Below are 15,939 nucleotides of genomic sequence, written 5' to 3'. Positions count from 1 at the left end.
ACTATCTGTCGATAACAGCTGACCTTCCTTTGCCACGATTATCAATTCCTGTGTCAAAGCCACTAGTTTCTCCTTGACCATCGCGGAGAATTTTAATTCCTGTAGCATTGCCAATGGTTCTTGTCATCACGTTATGACCTTTTGCCTTTAGTGCATTGACAATCTCTTCAGGCAATCCTGGATCAACAATAATCCTATCAGGCTCTGCAAAGACAAGCTTCGGAGCATCAATGGCCTCCTGCATGCCCATGTTAAAGTCAATTAGGTTGAAGATAATCTGTGGAACGTTCTGAGTAATGGTATGTCCTCCTGGTGTGCCTAATGCCGCAAACGGTGCTCCACCCTTCATAATGATAATAGGGCAGTCTCCTGAAAGCTTATGTCTCCCTGGAAATGCATCCATGGGGTTTCCTTTTGGTTCATAGGTGGCGTAAGCCATAGAGTTATTGAGCCAAACCCCGGTGCCTTCTACCATCACTCGACTTCCGAATAGGTTGCCCAAAGTTTGGGTAGCACTCACAATATTTCCCCATTTATCAATGATGGTAAAGTGGGTGGTATTCTTACTCTCAGGAGCAAAAGGAAGAACAAATTCCGAAGCTTTATCCCTATCAATTGCAGCAGTCATCGCGTTGAGAACTGGTTTGGATAAAATACTATCAATGGGAGCCTCTCTGACTTCTGGATCAAAAGAGTAGGCAAGTCGAGACTTATATGACTCCTTAGTCATCTCCGCAAAGAGGTGGAGGTATTTAGTAGAGTTATGTGCTAAACCTTGCTCTTCAACTTCCTGCATCATGCCAAGGTTTACAAAGGCAGGGAAGGAGTTAGCAGGGAGAGATGCTGTATAGACATCGTAACCCCTGTATTTGAACTTGTAAGGCTCCCACCATTCAGCCTGATTTTGCTTTAGGTCTTCTAGCGATAGAAAGCTACCGACTCGCTGCATCTCTTTGTCAATGGCTGTAGCAATGTCACCATGATAGAAGGGTTTAGCACCCTCCTTAGCAATGCGTTTAAAAGTGTTTGCTAAATCTACTTGTACTAATTGCTCGCCTTCCTGGAGCGCTCTTCCATCCTTACCATAAAATCCTTGAGAGTATGTGGAAAAGTCGTCAAAGGCCCTTTGTATTTGACTGGCCGTTGCACCACCGATAGTAAAGCCATTCTCTGCTCTGTCAATGGCTGAGGTAAAGAGCTCATTCCATTCCACAGATCCATAGCTTTTGTGCATGGCGGTCCAGGCATTTAAGTTCCCTGGAGTAGAAATGGATTTTGGTCCCGTCCTATTCACCATAAAGTCGGGAGTGGGGGCCCTCATCAAGTCCGTATTGGTATTGACTGGAAACCTGCCACTGGCATTCAGAAACCGGACCGCATCTGTCTCCACATCATAGACCAAGATTGTTCCATAGCCTCCCATGCCAGACATCATCGGTTCGACAACATTCAGTGTTGATGCGACTGCAATTGCTGCATCAAAGGCATTGCCGCCATTTTCCAGAATCTCCAATCCCGCCTGTGTAGCCAGAGGATGAGCAGAAGCAACACTACCAATAAGTGTGCTTTCCTGCTCTTCAGGCTTACATGATAAAATTGCTAATGACAGTAAGGAAAAAAGGAAGACTCTTTTGAGCATAGCGATAGCTTTAGACTTGAGAATGAATAAAGATATCGAAAATAGCCTTACTTCTCTCGTTTTGCTTCTTCCACCACTTGACCATTTTCGCGAATGATCACTTTAATAATCTCTGACTTATCATTGCTGACAAACTCGAAAGTAAGACTGCTTTGTTCATGAAAGAAGAGGTTCTCTTTTTCGGGTTTCAGAATTAACTCCATCGGACCAGCTGTCATTTGCAACTGACCATCGTGCTTAGTGAAAAGTACCTTGCCTGTCTGAGGAGCAGTATAGTTGCCAGTGTATTTTGCCAGCACCTTGTCATCTAGTGTAATTGCAGTGTGCTTGTTTTCATAAGGCACAGGTTGATGGTCATAGCTTAAGACCCGAGACATTTTCCAGATACCATCTTGTAAATTCCAGACATGGGTGAATTTGGCCAGTCCGTCAGGTCTATCGCCAATAAAAAAGTAGTGTTCTCCGCTTATTATAGCCCCAATGCCTTTTAAAGGAAATACTTCTACTGAACCTTCTTTGACTTGCCTGTTGAGTTGTGACCCATTAGCGCAGAGTCCTTCAGTTAGTGCTTTTTTGAAATCTGCGAGGCCTTTTGTGAGGCCATTCTTATCGTGGTAGAATTCTAGGTCATCCGTTAGGAAGGAGACCATTTTATCGACATTACATTGGTTATAGGCTTGCCAGAATTGGCTGTCCTTTTCTAGAATAGCTTCTTTAAGTTGCTCTGGTTGCTCATAAATACTTTGTGCTTTTACTCCGGTTGATGCCAACAGTAGGAGTACAATAAGTGATAAGGTTGTGTGCTTAAGTGTGTTTGAGTTTTTGAACATTTTTCAGGGATTAAAAAAAGGCGACCGCCCTCTTGCTAGCATAAGAGAGCGGTCGCTGAATAAAGGTTGCAGAAGTTTTACTTATTCTGCTCTTAAGCTTTTGGTGGGGTTCATTCGGGCAGATTTTAAAGTTTGAGTAGCTACCGTGATCCAGGCAACTATTAGTGTAGATAGTCCTGCTAGGGCAAAGAACCACCATTGTAGTTCTATGCTATAGGCAAAGTTTTCCAACCAATTTGATCCTATGTAATAGCTCACTGGAAGGCCAATTAAGATGGAAATCAATACCATTTTCGAAAAGTCACTAGTGAGTAGATAAACTATGTTCCAGACACTTGAACCAAGGACTTTGCGTATCCCAATTTCTTTGATTCTTCGTTCTGTCATAAAGGCTGTTAGGCCAAAGAGACCAAGGCATGAGATGATGATGGCTAATACCGCAAAGTACTTAGAGAGAGAGTTTACGCGGTCTTCAGCTGCATAGAGTGCCTGATAATCTTGGTCTATGAAAACAGGTTTAAAGGGAAAGCCTGGATTGAATGATTCATAGAGATCGGCAATTCTGCTTAATGAAGTTCCCTCATTTCCTTTTTCAAGTCTTGCCATCAGGAAATTGGTGTCTTCGGGTTCAAACCTAAAAAGTGTAGGCTCGACTTGACTGTGGAGGGAAGTGAAATTGAAATCTTTGACTATTCCTATAATCCGCTTAGTGCCTGTGTAGTGAGTGATTGTTTTCCCTATAGGGTCTTCAATGCCCATTGCTTTAATCGCGGCTTCGTTAAAAATGATGGCAGTCGAGTCTGTGGCAAAGTCCGAAGAGAAGTCGCGACCAGCTACCATTTCCATTCCCATCAGGTCTAACATGCCTTCGCCAGATTTCATTTCCCAAAACTGAACTCTTGACTCTTCCTCTTTTCCTTCCCAGTCTACGCCACCAGTAGCATTGCCACCGCCAATCATAAAGCCAGAAAATGCAGCGTTACTAACGCCTGGGATGTTTTTTAGCGCTTCAAGGAATGAACCTCCGTTTGTTAAAAGAGTACCTTCTCTCTCGAAGTATACTAAGTTGTCTCGATCGTAGCCTAAATTTGAGTTTTTGACATACTCCATTTGTTTACCAAGAATCATTACCGAAACAATGAGTACTGTTGAAAGGGCAAATTGTAGCACTACAAGTGACTTCCGGCCAATGGCACCACCAGAATTTAGGAATTTGCCTTTCAATACTTTTATAACATCAAATCTCGATAAGTATAATGCTGGATAAGCTCCTGCTAAAAGACCTATGGCACAAATGATTATGACAGAAGCAATTGCCAAATCTTGATTGAACAGAAACACAAGTTGTTTGCCTGTGATGGAATTGAACTGTGGGAGAAACAGATAAACCATTATCAGGCCTACAGTTAAGGAGATGGTGCTTAAGACGACAGATTCAGTTAAGAATTGATTGATTAATGAACCTCTGGTAGCTCCTAGTGATTTTTTTATGCCTGTCTCTTTTACCTTATGTGATGCCTTTGCTGTGGAAAGGTTTATGAAATTGATACTTGCGATTAACAGAATAAAAGTGCCGACTATTGCAAACAATTCAACATACTCTATTCTTCCTCCGATACTCACTCCATTTTCGAAATTGCCGTGGAGGTATTGATCGGAATAGGGGACGAGCATTAGATCAACTCGATCTCCACCTTGCTTTTCATCAATAATTTCATCGGCTTTTTTAGCAACCAAATCGAATGATGCTCCTTCATTTAGGGAAACAACAACGCGGCCATAGAAATTGCCCCAATTCTTAAAGTCAATAAGATCATTGTGGTAGAAATCCCAGGTAAGAACCATTTCAAACTGATCTGAAGAGTTCTTTGGCAAGTCTTTTAGTATTCCGGTTATGGTAAATTCTCGAGTCTTATTTCCAAACTCTGGCTTTATGGTTTCGCCAATTACATCAGTTTTTCCAAATAGGTTTAGTGCTAGGCCTTCAGTGATTACCACTCCAGACTTATCTGAAAGGACAGTGGAGACATTGCCAATCGTAAGTGGGTAATTAAAAACTTTAAGGAAGTCTTGACTGGCGAATTTCCCTTGAACCTTTAGTGCTGTCTCACCAGCAGAGACGGTATATTCATGCGTGTCTGTAGTGGCTACTGTGGTATTTACTTCTGGTATCTGATCCTGAATTTCTTCTAGAAGTAGACCAGGAACTCCTTTCCAGGATTGAAGGCCATTAGGAGTTTTGAAGTTTGTATATACCTGATAAAACCTGTCGTCATCCGGGTGAAACTTGTCGGTACTGACCTCATCAGAAACCCAAAGGTATATGAGTAACAGACTTGCTATGCCGGTGGATAGACCGATTAGGTTGATGAGAAAGGTACTCGGATACCTCCTGATATTTCTGAAGGTGAGAATAAAGTTGTGCTTGAACATTGTCGTGAAATTGATTTTTTGACTGATTGAAAATGACCTAATAATTCCTGGTCTGAAGAGCAGGATGACATCGCGGATGAACAACTTGTTAGCCTTTGGATAACCTAGTTCTTCCACCCGCTGATCAAAGCGCTCTAACAAATCTCCTTCGATGGTTTCTGCTAAATCCTGGCTACAGAACCACCTGAAGAAGGCCATCACTAAACGTGACGGGTACTTGTGATTCTTCTTGGGGTTATTCATTGCGTAAGCCCTGCGCAGGACTACTGAAAGCTGCTTTAAGAGATTGGAAGCTTATAGTTAGTAAGGCAATGAGTAAGGCTGATACTCCGGCAAAAACAAAGAGCTCAATACTCATGCTGATTTTATACTCAAAGTCGTTTAGCCATTCGTTCATCATGTACCAAGCAATAGGTGTCGCAAGGATGAGGGCAAGGAATATTGGCTTCATGAAATTGAAGCTGAGCATACTTACCACTTGTGTAACCTTTGCGCCCAATACCAATCTCACACTGATTTCCTTGCTTCGCTGTTCTACCATAAAAACAGATAGTCCAAAGAGTCCTAAGCAGGCTATAATAATCGCCAGCACGGCAAAGGATGTAAGGATGTTTCTGATCCGTTCCACACCCACATACATCTTTGCAAAGCTCTGGTCCATGAACTCATAGATAAAAGGTTGGTTAGGAGCGATTTCTTCCCAGACCTTTTGTATTGCGCCAAGTGTAGCAGCCATATTTTGGCTATTAACAAGAATAGAAGTAGTGGAAGGTGCATCTCCAAGCCTCATGGCTAGTGGTCTTACGGGAGCCGTGAGCAGATCGTAATTGAAGTCTTCTACCACACCAATCACTGTCCAAATGAACCTGTTACTGGTCCTATTGGTGAGTTTTGCCCCTATAGGATTATCTTGAATGCCTAATTCATTGGCCATTTTTTGATTAATGATAATGGCAGCTGAGTCTGTACGCATTTCACGGTCAAAGTTCCTTCCCTGAACTAAGCTAATGCCAAGGGTTTTGATGTAGTCGTAGTCGATTTCCCAGTTCTGGCCAGGCTTCCCTGCATCAATCTTGGTACGACCGTCCTTCCACCAGGTATTTCCATTTCTGGCTGTTCCCGAAATAGGCAAGTAATCACTGATGCTGATGCTCAATATTTCTGGAGTTTTTAACAGCTCATTCTTGAAGTTGTCCGGCTGATTTCTAACTACCTCAGTGTTTCTTAATTGAATCACTTGCTCCTTATTGAAGCCGGTTTTTGTATTTAAGATATACTCCATCTGCTGGTAAACCACGAAGGTGCCGATGATCAATACGATAGAGGCGGTAAATTGAAATACTACCAGAGCGTTTCTAAGCTTAGAACTTTTGCTACCCATGCTCAACTTACCCTTTAGAACGGCCGCAGGCTTGAATGACGATAAGTAGAAAGCAGGGTATAGACCCGCAACCACGCCTATCATGACAGCCGATACTACCAAGGTCGGTATAAACCATAACTCAGCCCATGGAAGAGTGAGATCTTTGCCCGCCAATTCATTGAAATAAGGCATCACAAGACTGGCTATACCAATGGCAATTGCAAATGATAGTAGACTGTATAAAATTGATTCAGTTAGAAACTGTGTAATCAAATGAGACCTGTATGAGCCAATGGTCTTTCTTAAACCCACCTCTTTTGCTCTATTTGCAGATTTGGCGGTAGAAAGATTGATGAAGTTAATGCAGGCTAAGCCAAGGATAAATGCCGCTATAATGCCGAATATCCAAATGTACTTGATATCCCCTTTTTGATATGGATCACTAATGTCCTGACTCTTTAGATGGATATCGGTAACTGGCTGAAGGCTGAAGCTCATGTTTTTCATCTCTTCTTCAGCATTCGGGTTACCATTACGCTTTTCTACCGGGAGAATATACTTTGTGCCTATTTCAGATAGTCTTGGGTTAAGTTCGTCCAAATCTGTTCCTGGATTTACTCGAACAAAAACCTGATAGTTTTGAGATTCCCATGAGGCCTGCTCACCATTCCAAAATTCTCTGGCGGTTAGCGTCCATAGGAAATCGAACTGAAAGAACCCTGTGGATGGTAGATCTTCTAAAACACCACCAATTTTATAAGGTCGATCGGTGTTGTCGTTGATATAAACTGTTCGACCCACCGGGTTTTCTCCTGGAAAGAGTTTATCGGCCTTTTTGCGTGTCATTACCAAAGTATTGGGTTGCGCAAGGGCTTCCTTAATGTTGCCGTATACCGTTTCGAACTGGAAGAGGTCTAAAATCTGCTGATCTGCATAGATGAAATCACCTTCATAGTGATTCTGCATATCACCTTCAATCCTGATATTGTTTTTACCAGCACCAAAGTTGTTACCCTCGTTGGTTCTTCCTGCCAGGGTGACTTCAGGAAAATCATCCTGAATGGCTTGTGCAAATGGAGGAGCGAACCATGTCCACTTAATTATATTACCATCTTGATTAAAGTTATTTACTACACGATATAGGTTTTCGTGGCCGGGAATGTGCTTGTCATAGTTAAGTTCATTTTTGATGAAGAGGGTAATAAGCAGACAAACTGCAATACCAATGGCGAACCCACCGATTTTAATAGTTGAGTACATCTTGTGTCTCAATAATTGCCTTTTGGCAATGACCATGTTGTTTTTAAGCATACCGAATTTGTTTAGTTTTTGAGCCCCTGTTATGGGTCTGATGATGCCAGGCCTAAAGAGCTGGACTACATCTTTAATGAATAATTGCTTTGCTTTCTTTTGACCTTTTTTCAAAGCTCTTATCTCGAATCGTTCTACTAGATCACCCTCTATCGCTTCCAGCAACTGTGGATTGCAATAGAACCGAAAAAACTGGAGTAGCAATTTTGGGGGTGAAGGAGTAGACTGAGTCATTTTCTTCTTTGGCTAATTTTAAAGCCCTACGAATTCAAGTGCCACATCTGGAACAGCATTCCACAGTTGCATTCTCTGTTCTTTTGAAGTGCGAAGCATGTCTTTACCTACATTGGTTACTGTGAAAAAACGCTTTCGCTTTCCGCCTCTCACAGAGGTCGCTTCTCCGAGCTCTGATTTTAAAAAGCCCTTGTCCTCGAGTCTCTTAAGAACCACCTGAAGTGAACCAATACTTACAGAGCGTTTAAGTCTAGTCTCCATCTCTTCAATAATGGCGACTCCATACGCCTCACCATGCAGGATGGCCACGGTGAGCATGACGATTTCCTCGAATTCTCCTAAGTGATTTTTACCCATGATTTTATATTTACCTTAAAAGTAGTAATAATATAGACTCCACTGGATGAAATTGGTTGCATATTTACCTTAATTGTAGTAAATATATTTTTAAGTATCTGATTATCAACAAGTTTAATTTCTAAAAAGTATTGAAGTCACGCTGGATGATCAAATTGACCCAGTTGTCGAGACTGACAGCTAGCATGGTATATTGGTAGTTATTATTGGAGCTAAGGGCAGGAGGAGGGGTTATATCTCGGATGTTTAGAACCACATTAGAAAGATCGTAAAACTGCCAGGTTTTAGCGAAGGTATAGGTGCCCGAGAGGAGGTTTCCATCAGGTCCGGTGATGACATGAAAGTAGATGGCATTTTCAGGAATGAGTCCGTCTTTCCAAGTAAACCTGGGTGACAATGGTTCTGTCTGATCCAAGCTAAGAAGAGAGTTGTTCGCCTCTGTTGGTTTTTCTGAAAACTTGATTCGAATAGGATTGGAATAGTGAATCGCACCATTATTCTCATAAGTGACGATACCCCATTTTTCAGTTTGTATGGCTTCTCTTTCAAAGTATCTGAGGAAGCCACCAAATACTGGGACATCATTTAAATCAACTTGGCTATATGCCGAAAAGTCATCATTAGCCACGGCTATATTCTCCGTTTCAAAGTATCGAAAGTTGGTAGCATGACCTTCAGGTAAAAAGAAGATAGACACTGGATGGCTCGGAGAGGCTAGCACATTGGATGAACCTCCTGCTGCACAGGCAATCAACTCGTTGATCATCGTGGAACTGGTCTCAAGGTAAGCCTGTAGGTTACCTGTTTCGGGTCTATTATCATTAGAACAGCCCAGTGTAAATAGTACTAGGGCTATTGAAAAAACTGAATTCAGAAAGAACCTTTTCTGCTGTGTCATTAGATGACTAACCTTGATCACGAGGTTAGAGTTCTATCGAATAAAAATTGTTCTCAAGTTTTGTCGGGAGCGCTACAGCCGGAAGTACGGGTTCAATAACGATAGTCGCTGATTATCAAAGTGATGCAAACGATGGCTCCACTAATTTTGGAGGTTATACAGGCGCTTTCAATTGGAAAAGCTACCTTTGCGGCTTCATTTTTCAGGAGTAAAACCTACAAGCGTGACTTATACCTTTATCAATCGAAAGCAGGGAAGCATCAAAGACGAAATCCTTTCAGGACTTACGGTGGCCATTGCTTTGGTGCCAGAGGCCATCGCCTTTGCCATTATTGCTGGAGTAGATGCTAAAATCGGTCTATTTTCTGCCTTTATGATGGGGTTGATTACCTCGCTATTGGGTGGTAGACCGGGTATGATCACCGGTGCTACTGGAGCCGTTGCTGTGGTAATTGCTCCATTGGTGATGCATAGTGGTGTTGAATACCTGTTTCCGACTATCATTTTAGCGGGCTTGCTTCAGATGGCTGTTGGTGCTCTAAAGCTAGGTAAGTTCATTCGTATGGTGCCGCACTCAGTTATGTTGGGCTTTGTGAATGGCTTAGCCATTGTGATTTTTATGGCGCAATTCAGCCAATTCACAAGTAAAACAGGTGGAGCACTAGACAATGCAGGTTTGATCGCCTTCGGTGCGCTTATCGCAATTACCATGTTGGTAATGTTTGTGTTACCGAAGTTTACGAAAGCAATTCCTTCGGCACTCGTTGCCATTGTAGTGGCATCGGTAGTCGCCATATTCTTCTTTCCAAATACCATTACTATAGGAGATAAAGCTGATATGAGCGCTATGTCTGACGGCTTGTTCTCACCGTTCTTTATGATGTTTGATGCTATTCCATTTACTATGGAAAGCTTCTTAATCATACTTCCATTTGCTCTTAAAGTAGCGGGTGTGGGCCTGATTGAGAGTTTGTTGACACTGACTTTAGTCGATGAGATGACCGATACGCGAGGTAGTGGTAACAGAGAATCAATGGCACAAGGTATTGCCAATGTGGTTACAGGATTCTTTAGTGGAATGGGCGGCTGCGCAATGATTGGTCAAACAATGATCAATATTAATTCTGGAGCCAGAGCGAGACTTTCAGCCTTTTTAGCAGCAATCTTCTTGTTATCCTTTATGCTTGTTTTAGGTGAAATCATTGCCGTTGTGCCGATCGCTGTGTTGGTAGGCGTCATGTTTATGGTGGCCATTGCTACTTTTGAATGGTCAAGTTTGAGGGTTTGGAATAAGGTACCTAAACTAGATGTTTCAGTTATCGTGATCGTCTCGGTGATTACAGTTATTGAAGATCTTGCCGTTGCAGTATTAGTAGGGGTTATCATTTCTGCCTTGGCATTTGCCTGGGAGAATGCCTTAAGAATTCGTGCGAGGAAATACATTGATGAACATGGGGTGAAGCATTACGAGATCTTCGGACCATTGTTTTTTGCGTCTGTCACCACCTTCCTTTCAAAGTTTGATGCCAAGAATGACCCCGACTCTGTGATTATTGACTTCCAAGAATCTAAAGTAATGGATCAGTCTGCTATCGAGGCGATTAATAAGATAGCGGAGAAGTATACATCTGAAGGTAAGACCATACACCTGAGGCATCTTAGTAAAGACTGTATCAGAATGGTGAAACGTGCCAGCGAAATCTGTGAGGTGAATGTGGTTGAAGATCCAGATTACTTTGTAGCGATCAATGACTACGAACGGAAGATGAAAACAGATAGAGGCACTATTTAAGCCTTAGCTTCTTACCATTCCTTTCTTCCTTTCGGCATATGGCTGTCATGCCTGTGCTACTTTCAACCATCAGATAAACCACTGATGGATGCTTTCGCTGTAGGCTGAACTTCCCTATTCATATTCAGGTATGAAAAGAATATCAGCAGTTGCAATCAAGGCTTTTTGGACAATGGTAGTCCTAGTGGCCTTTATATTAAATGGTGCCGCTCAGGAAACCAAAACACTTTTATGGGAGATATCCGGTAATGGTCTTCAAAAGACTTCTTACCTCTTTGGAACAATTCACCTAATGTGTAAGGAGGATTTTGTGATTAGTGATGGAGTAAAAGACGCGTTTGCTAAAGCAGAGCAAATTGCCTTAGAAGTGGATTTAGATAACCCTTCAGAAATGCAAGCTTTTCAGGCCGGTATGGTGGATATGGCTGGGTTTGATTATAAGGGGACCTTATCCGAAAAAGACTATAATCGATTAGATGAAGTTATGAAGGCTAACTATGGACAAGGAATGGCTACAATGAGAATTATGAAGCCCTTTGGGATTATGTCGGCACTCTATGGAGAGATGATGGCCTGTGGAACACCAGAATCTTATGAATTGAGTTTTATCACAATGGCCAAAGGTCAAAACAAAGAAGTACTAGGCCTGGAATCTGCTGCTTCGCAGGTCGCTTTATTTGATAACATTCCGGTAGAAGAACAAATAGGTTGGTTGTCTGATATGCTGGGTGACTCAGGAGATAGTAAGACAGAATGGAATCAAATGGTTGCTAGCTATAAGGCGCAAGATTTAAAAGCATTGTACGCAAGTATGGGAGAGTCTCCTGAGTATGCTAAATATGAAAAGGAATTATTGGATGATAGGAACAATGCCTGGATTCCGAAGATTGCAGAGTTGGCCAAAGATAAGTCTACATTTATCGCTGTTGGTGCAATGCATCTTGCAGGTGGAAGCGGAGTAATCAAACTTCTTAGAGAAGCAGGCTATACTGTAAAGCCTATGACGAACTAGTTGTCAATTTATATTCATGAAGAGGCCACTTCACAATCAGTGAAGTGGCCTTTTTATTTTAATGTCGAACTCTAAAAACGTTTGTAGAGCCCACCCGGCATCAGTTTTACTAATCCGGCAAAGAGTCTCCATCGCTTGGTTACATAGCCTTTACTTCGTTTACGCCTGATCAATCCATAGATCTGCTTGGCTGCCTTTTCCGGATGAGCGAGCCAGAATATGCCTTCACCCTTGGCCATTGCTGTATCCACAAAACCCGGTCTGATATCGGTAATAACAAGGTTTAATTTCTCTGATGTCGCTTTCTGTCTGAGCCCTTCTAGGTAATTGATTTGGTAAGCCTTAGACGCATTATAGGCAGGTGCAAGTCTTCCGCCTCTTAATCCAGCCAGAGAAGTGATGCCCACCATGTGTCCAGACTGTTGTTGCTTGAAGTAGGCATAGCCCCAATTCGCTATCTCGGTAAATGCATCTACATTTAAATCGATGGTGGGCTTTTCAAGACCATAGTCGAGGTCAGGATTCAACTCACCTGTACCAGAGGAGATGATCAGTAAGTCTAAGCCGCCTAATGTAGTAACAAGGCTATTAAGGTTTTCAACCAACCCGGGTAGGGTATTATCGAAAGCACTGACCACAAAGGCATCAGGCTGCTGTGCTTTGATCGCTTGAAGTTCGGCACTGCGTCTGCCAGTGATACCCACACAATAGTCGGCTTTAGCAAGCTGTATAGCCAATGCGCGGCCTATTCCTGAACTTGCTCCAATGACGATAGCCTTTTTCACTTCCCTAAATACGCAGAAGATAGGATGTGGTTATTAAGCTCATAATTCTGTAAGCGCATTTCTTGCCTTAGGTCAAGAAGTTTGGTTTTTGACCATTCTAAATTGCGTTCGCAACATTCGAAAACTCAACATTATGAAAAGAAATTTAGTTATCTCTGTGCTTTTGATCGCACCGTTGTTGACTCGAGGACAGGAAAGAGCCAATACCACTAAAATGCAAGAACACTTTAATACCATTGAATCATTAATCCCTAAAAGGGATAGTCTAAATGTAGATGTGTCATCTTCAAATGTAGCCTGGCATATAGATCATATGCTTAAGGTGGTGAACAAAATCTATGACTCATTGGCGATGTCCGACCCTGCGGAATATAGATATCAACTAAGCTTAGCCAGACCTTTTGTTTTTCTTTGGGGGGATTTCCCTAGAGGTATTGCTAAATCTCCAAAGGTGGTTTTACCACCAGATGATATCAAGACTGAGGATCTCTACGCTCAACTAGAGGAGGCAAGGACGAAGGTTCAGAAGATGGAAGACCTCCCTAAAAAGAGCTTTTTTTATCACTTCGCCTTTAAGAACCTCAATAGAAGAAGAACAAAGAGATTTTTGGAAGTACATACCAAACACCACCTTAAAATTGTAAGGGATATTCTAAAGGATTAAGTTAGATGAGTGCATTTATTGAGTCCATATATACGCATGTTGGGTTAGGTGCTGCCGAAAAACAGGAGCTAATCGATTTGCACTACAGACGTGATATTAAGAAGGGCACGGACCTGTTGAAACTTGGGGAGAATAGCGATAGCTACTGGATAGTAGAGAAGGGATTGCTGCGCTCTTTCGTGATTAGTCCAACGGGTGATGACATAACTACTAATTTCTATGAACCCCGAGAGATTGCCATGGAGTTCAATGGTTTTTTTCTGCGCAAGCGATCCTTGGAAGCGATCCAGTCATTAACAGATTGCGTGGCTTGGGAAGTGTCGTTCAAAGGCTTTAGCGAATTTATGAAGGGAAATGGTCCGTTTGGTACTTGGGGACGAGAATGGATGGTGAGCTATTTAGTGAAGAGGCAGCAGTTTCATTTATCTGTTCATACCAATGCTGCTCGCGATCGGTATGAACAATTATTGAAGGAAAGACCAGAAGTTATTCGACTGTCGCCTTTGAAGCATATTGCCTCATACTTAGGGATTACTGACAGTACCCTTAGTAGGTTGAGAAGACATCTTTGATCGTCTAACCGTTATTCTGAGGCTTAGGGATTTGGCTTATAATTCTATCTACAAGTCTAGAGAATGGTAAACTCTGCAAGTAGACAGTTCCAGTTCCCCTTAGTGTGGCTAAGAACAATCCTTCGCCACCAAAGAACATAGATTTTAGGTTGCCAGCTCTTTGAATATCATAGTCTACTCCTGAAGAGAAACCCACAATACATCCTGTATCTACCATGATGGTTTCATTATCTAGTTTCTTTTCAATGACTGTTCCACCGGCATGAAGAAATGCCATGCCATCACCTTCAAGTTTTTGTAGAATGAAACCTTCGCCACCGAAGAGACCAGCACCAAATTTCTTTGCAAACGCAATGCTCAGTCGTGTACCTAAAGCGGCACATAGGAAGGCGTCTTTTTGACAGATAATCTCACCACCCACTGCACTTAAGTCGATCGGTACAATCTTACCTGGGTAAGGGGACGAGAAGGTGACGGCACCTTTACCTGATCCATGATTGGTGAAATGAGTCATAAAAATAGACTCGCCAGTAAGTGCCCTTTTTCCCGCGCTGAGTAGTTTGCCAAAAATGCCTTGATTAGGCTCGGAACCATCGCCCATTTTGGTTTCAAACTGAATTTCTGGATGCATCCAATTCATGGCACCAGCTTCGGCAATTACGGTTTCTTGTGGATCAAGTTCTATTTCTACCATTTGCATGTCATCGCCATGCAGTGTGTAATCTATTTCGTGGGAATTCATCTGTCTCTGATTTTTGATTTGAATATCAAGATTATCAGGCTGAAATGAAAGCACGTACTTGCCCTTGAAGGTCGGTTTATTGAATCTTTGCTCAGCGGGTTACTGCGTTAGCATGTTTTTACAAAAACGGACAAAGAGAGCTTGTTGGCAGGTACCAATGGTATGAGAAAACTAGATTATCCGAACCTTAAACATCTGATCCACGATGAGCAATACCCAACTTGACACGAGAATTGTACCGATCGTCCAGAACTGAAATTTTCGACTCAGCTTATTTTGCCATGATATCTTATAAACCAAGAAGAATAGAAATATGCTGATGATAATGGATATGGTAAAGGTGCCAATGCCCAAATACTGGCCAACACGTGCTTCGTCATTGGCCATGATCAGGTTCATTAGTCCAGCAAAAAGCCTCATGTAAAAAGCCGAGAAGAGTAGGAGGTAGGCATGTTTATTCCATCCACGCAATTTCAAGAATATAAAAGCGATGATGCCCTGTAAAACCGTTGCTATTGGAGCGGAAATGGATATGATAGCTCTGTGTGCCTCAGTTGGATCTTGTCCCTTGAGAAATGCCGTGCCATTGAGGTACATAGCTTGCCGATGGCCCAAGAGTTCACCGGTAATCCAATGAATGAATTCATGAAATATCCATGTGAAAGCCACTGTGAGTATTCCGACAATGATATAATTGATGGTGATTTTTTGGTCATTCATCTTTAAGAATCGCGAGTTTCAGTTAAGACAGGCGCCATGAATGTAAAGAATCTTCTACTATTTGAGAAGGGCTTTTAGCCTCAATTACTCGGCACCTCAGTTGAAGTAACAGCAGCGATTTTCCAATTGTCACCATACTTCTTATAAATAGCCGTCCAAGCAAAATGAGTTTCGCCACTTTGTGTCTCGCCATTTTCATCCTGAAATGTAATGGACACAATTTTGTCAACAATGGTATAGGCCATACTGCCATCATCTGAGAATTTAATGATGGGCTCACTCAAGTCATCCCATTTGACAAATTCAACGGAAGAGAAATAGCCATTGTAACGCGTTATGGTTTCTTCTTTACTGGGGTGAGCAATCACGCCCTTATTAACGGAGACAAAGTCGTCCGAAAATTGGTTAGCGAAGGCAATAGAATCTTTATTGAAGTGGTAGTCCCTCTGAAGATTGTGCAATGCCAAAATCTTATCTCTTTCTTCGGATAGTGAAAACTCATTGGTTTTGCCGCAGGCGAATAGTGTAATAAGAATTAGACCTAAAAAGTGCGTTTTTCTGAAAAAGGAGGTTTTGATCATTTTGCT

General features: G+C 42.1%; 14 protein-coding genes. 4 read left to right on the top strand and 10 right to left on the bottom strand.

Going from position 1 to position 15,939, the window contains the following annotated elements; genetic code table 11:
* Position 1: 1 nt before the first annotated feature.
* From ggt to J4E76_RS06855, 6 genes are all read right to left on the bottom strand, one after another.
* Positions 2-1,639, bottom strand: coding sequence for a gamma-glutamyltransferase (gene ggt / locus J4E76_RS06880; RefSeq protein ID WP_208502410.1), 1,638 nt, complete (start codon positions 1,637-1,639; stop codon positions 2-4).
* A gap of 47 nt (positions 1,640-1,686) precedes the next feature.
* On the bottom strand, positions 1,687-2,469 hold the full coding sequence (locus tag J4E76_RS06875) for a DUF4440 domain-containing protein (RefSeq protein WP_208502407.1): 783 nt from the start codon (positions 2,467-2,469) through the stop codon (positions 1,687-1,689).
* Positions 2,470-2,550: 81 nt separating this feature from the next.
* The gene (locus J4E76_RS06870) at positions 2,551-5,145 is read right to left on the bottom strand and encodes an ABC transporter permease (RefSeq protein ID WP_208502406.1); all 2,595 of its coding nucleotides are present in this window, start codon (positions 5,143-5,145) and stop codon (positions 2,551-2,553) included.
* The gene (locus J4E76_RS06865; protein ID WP_208502404.1) at positions 5,138-7,810 is read right to left on the bottom strand and encodes an ABC transporter permease; all 2,673 of its coding nucleotides are present in this window, start codon (positions 7,808-7,810) and stop codon (positions 5,138-5,140) included. Before J4E76_RS06865 ends, J4E76_RS06870 begins: the two co-directional genes overlap by 8 nt.
* Positions 7,811-7,828: 18 nt before the next feature.
* The gene (locus tag J4E76_RS06860) at positions 7,829-8,167 is read right to left on the bottom strand and encodes a PadR family transcriptional regulator (protein WP_208502402.1); all 339 of its coding nucleotides are present in this window, start codon (positions 8,165-8,167) and stop codon (positions 7,829-7,831) included.
* Positions 8,168-8,288: 121 nt separating this feature from the next.
* Positions 8,289-9,065 carry a hypothetical protein gene (locus tag J4E76_RS06855; protein WP_208502401.1) on the bottom strand — a complete coding sequence of 259 codons (777 nt, stop codon included), beginning with the start codon at positions 9,063-9,065 and terminating at the stop codon, positions 8,289-8,291.
* A 223-nt stretch (positions 9,066-9,288) separates the two neighbouring features.
* Between J4E76_RS06855 and J4E76_RS06850 the strand changes: the two genes are divergently transcribed.
* On the top strand, positions 9,289-10,857 hold the full coding sequence (locus J4E76_RS06850) for a SulP family inorganic anion transporter (RefSeq protein WP_208502399.1): 1,569 nt from the start codon (positions 9,289-9,291) through the stop codon (positions 10,855-10,857).
* 130 nt (positions 10,858-10,987) lie between these two features.
* Positions 10,988-11,869: a TraB/GumN family protein gene (locus tag J4E76_RS06845; protein ID WP_208502397.1), complete on the top strand. Its 882-nt coding sequence runs from the start codon at positions 10,988-10,990 to the stop codon at positions 11,867-11,869.
* Positions 11,870-11,940: 71 nt separating this feature from the next.
* On the opposite strand, the gene J4E76_RS06840 is transcribed toward J4E76_RS06845, so the two are convergent.
* On the bottom strand, positions 11,941-12,654 hold the full coding sequence (locus J4E76_RS06840; RefSeq protein WP_208502395.1) for an SDR family NAD(P)-dependent oxidoreductase: 714 nt from the start codon (positions 12,652-12,654) through the stop codon (positions 11,941-11,943).
* 133 nt (positions 12,655-12,787) lie between these two features.
* On the opposite strand from J4E76_RS06840, the gene J4E76_RS06835 reads away from it, so the two are divergent.
* Positions 12,788-13,318 (top strand): hypothetical protein, encoded by a 531-nt coding sequence (locus J4E76_RS06835; RefSeq protein WP_208502394.1) that lies wholly within the window; start codon positions 12,788-12,790, stop codon positions 13,316-13,318.
* 5 nt (positions 13,319-13,323) lie between these two features.
* A complete protein-coding gene (locus J4E76_RS06830) occupies positions 13,324-13,890 on the top strand; it encodes a Crp/Fnr family transcriptional regulator (protein ID WP_208502392.1) in 567 nt (188 codons plus the stop codon).
* Positions 13,891-13,894: 4 nt separating this feature from the next.
* Here J4E76_RS06830 and J4E76_RS06825 read toward each other — a convergent pair whose 3' ends face one another.
* The 3 genes from J4E76_RS06825 to J4E76_RS06815 form a co-directional block, all read right to left on the bottom strand.
* Complete coding sequence (locus J4E76_RS06825) at positions 13,895-14,632, bottom strand: TIGR00266 family protein (protein ID WP_208502390.1); 738 nt, start codon at positions 14,630-14,632, stop codon at positions 13,895-13,897.
* Between the two features lie 171 nt (positions 14,633-14,803).
* Entirely contained in the window at positions 14,804-15,352 is a 549-nt protein-coding gene (locus J4E76_RS06820; protein ID WP_208502388.1) for a hypothetical protein, read from the bottom strand.
* An 80-nt stretch (positions 15,353-15,432) separates the two neighbouring features.
* A complete protein-coding gene (locus tag J4E76_RS06815) occupies positions 15,433-15,933 on the bottom strand; it encodes a nuclear transport factor 2 family protein (RefSeq protein ID WP_208502386.1) in 501 nt (166 codons plus the stop codon).
* Positions 15,934-15,939: the final 6 nt, after the last annotated feature.

The organism is Roseivirga sp. E12, assembly GCF_017592825.1.
Classification (GTDB): Bacteria; Bacteroidota; Bacteroidia; order Cytophagales; family Cyclobacteriaceae; genus Roseivirga.
This window is presented reverse-complemented; position numbering and strand designations above follow the sequence as displayed.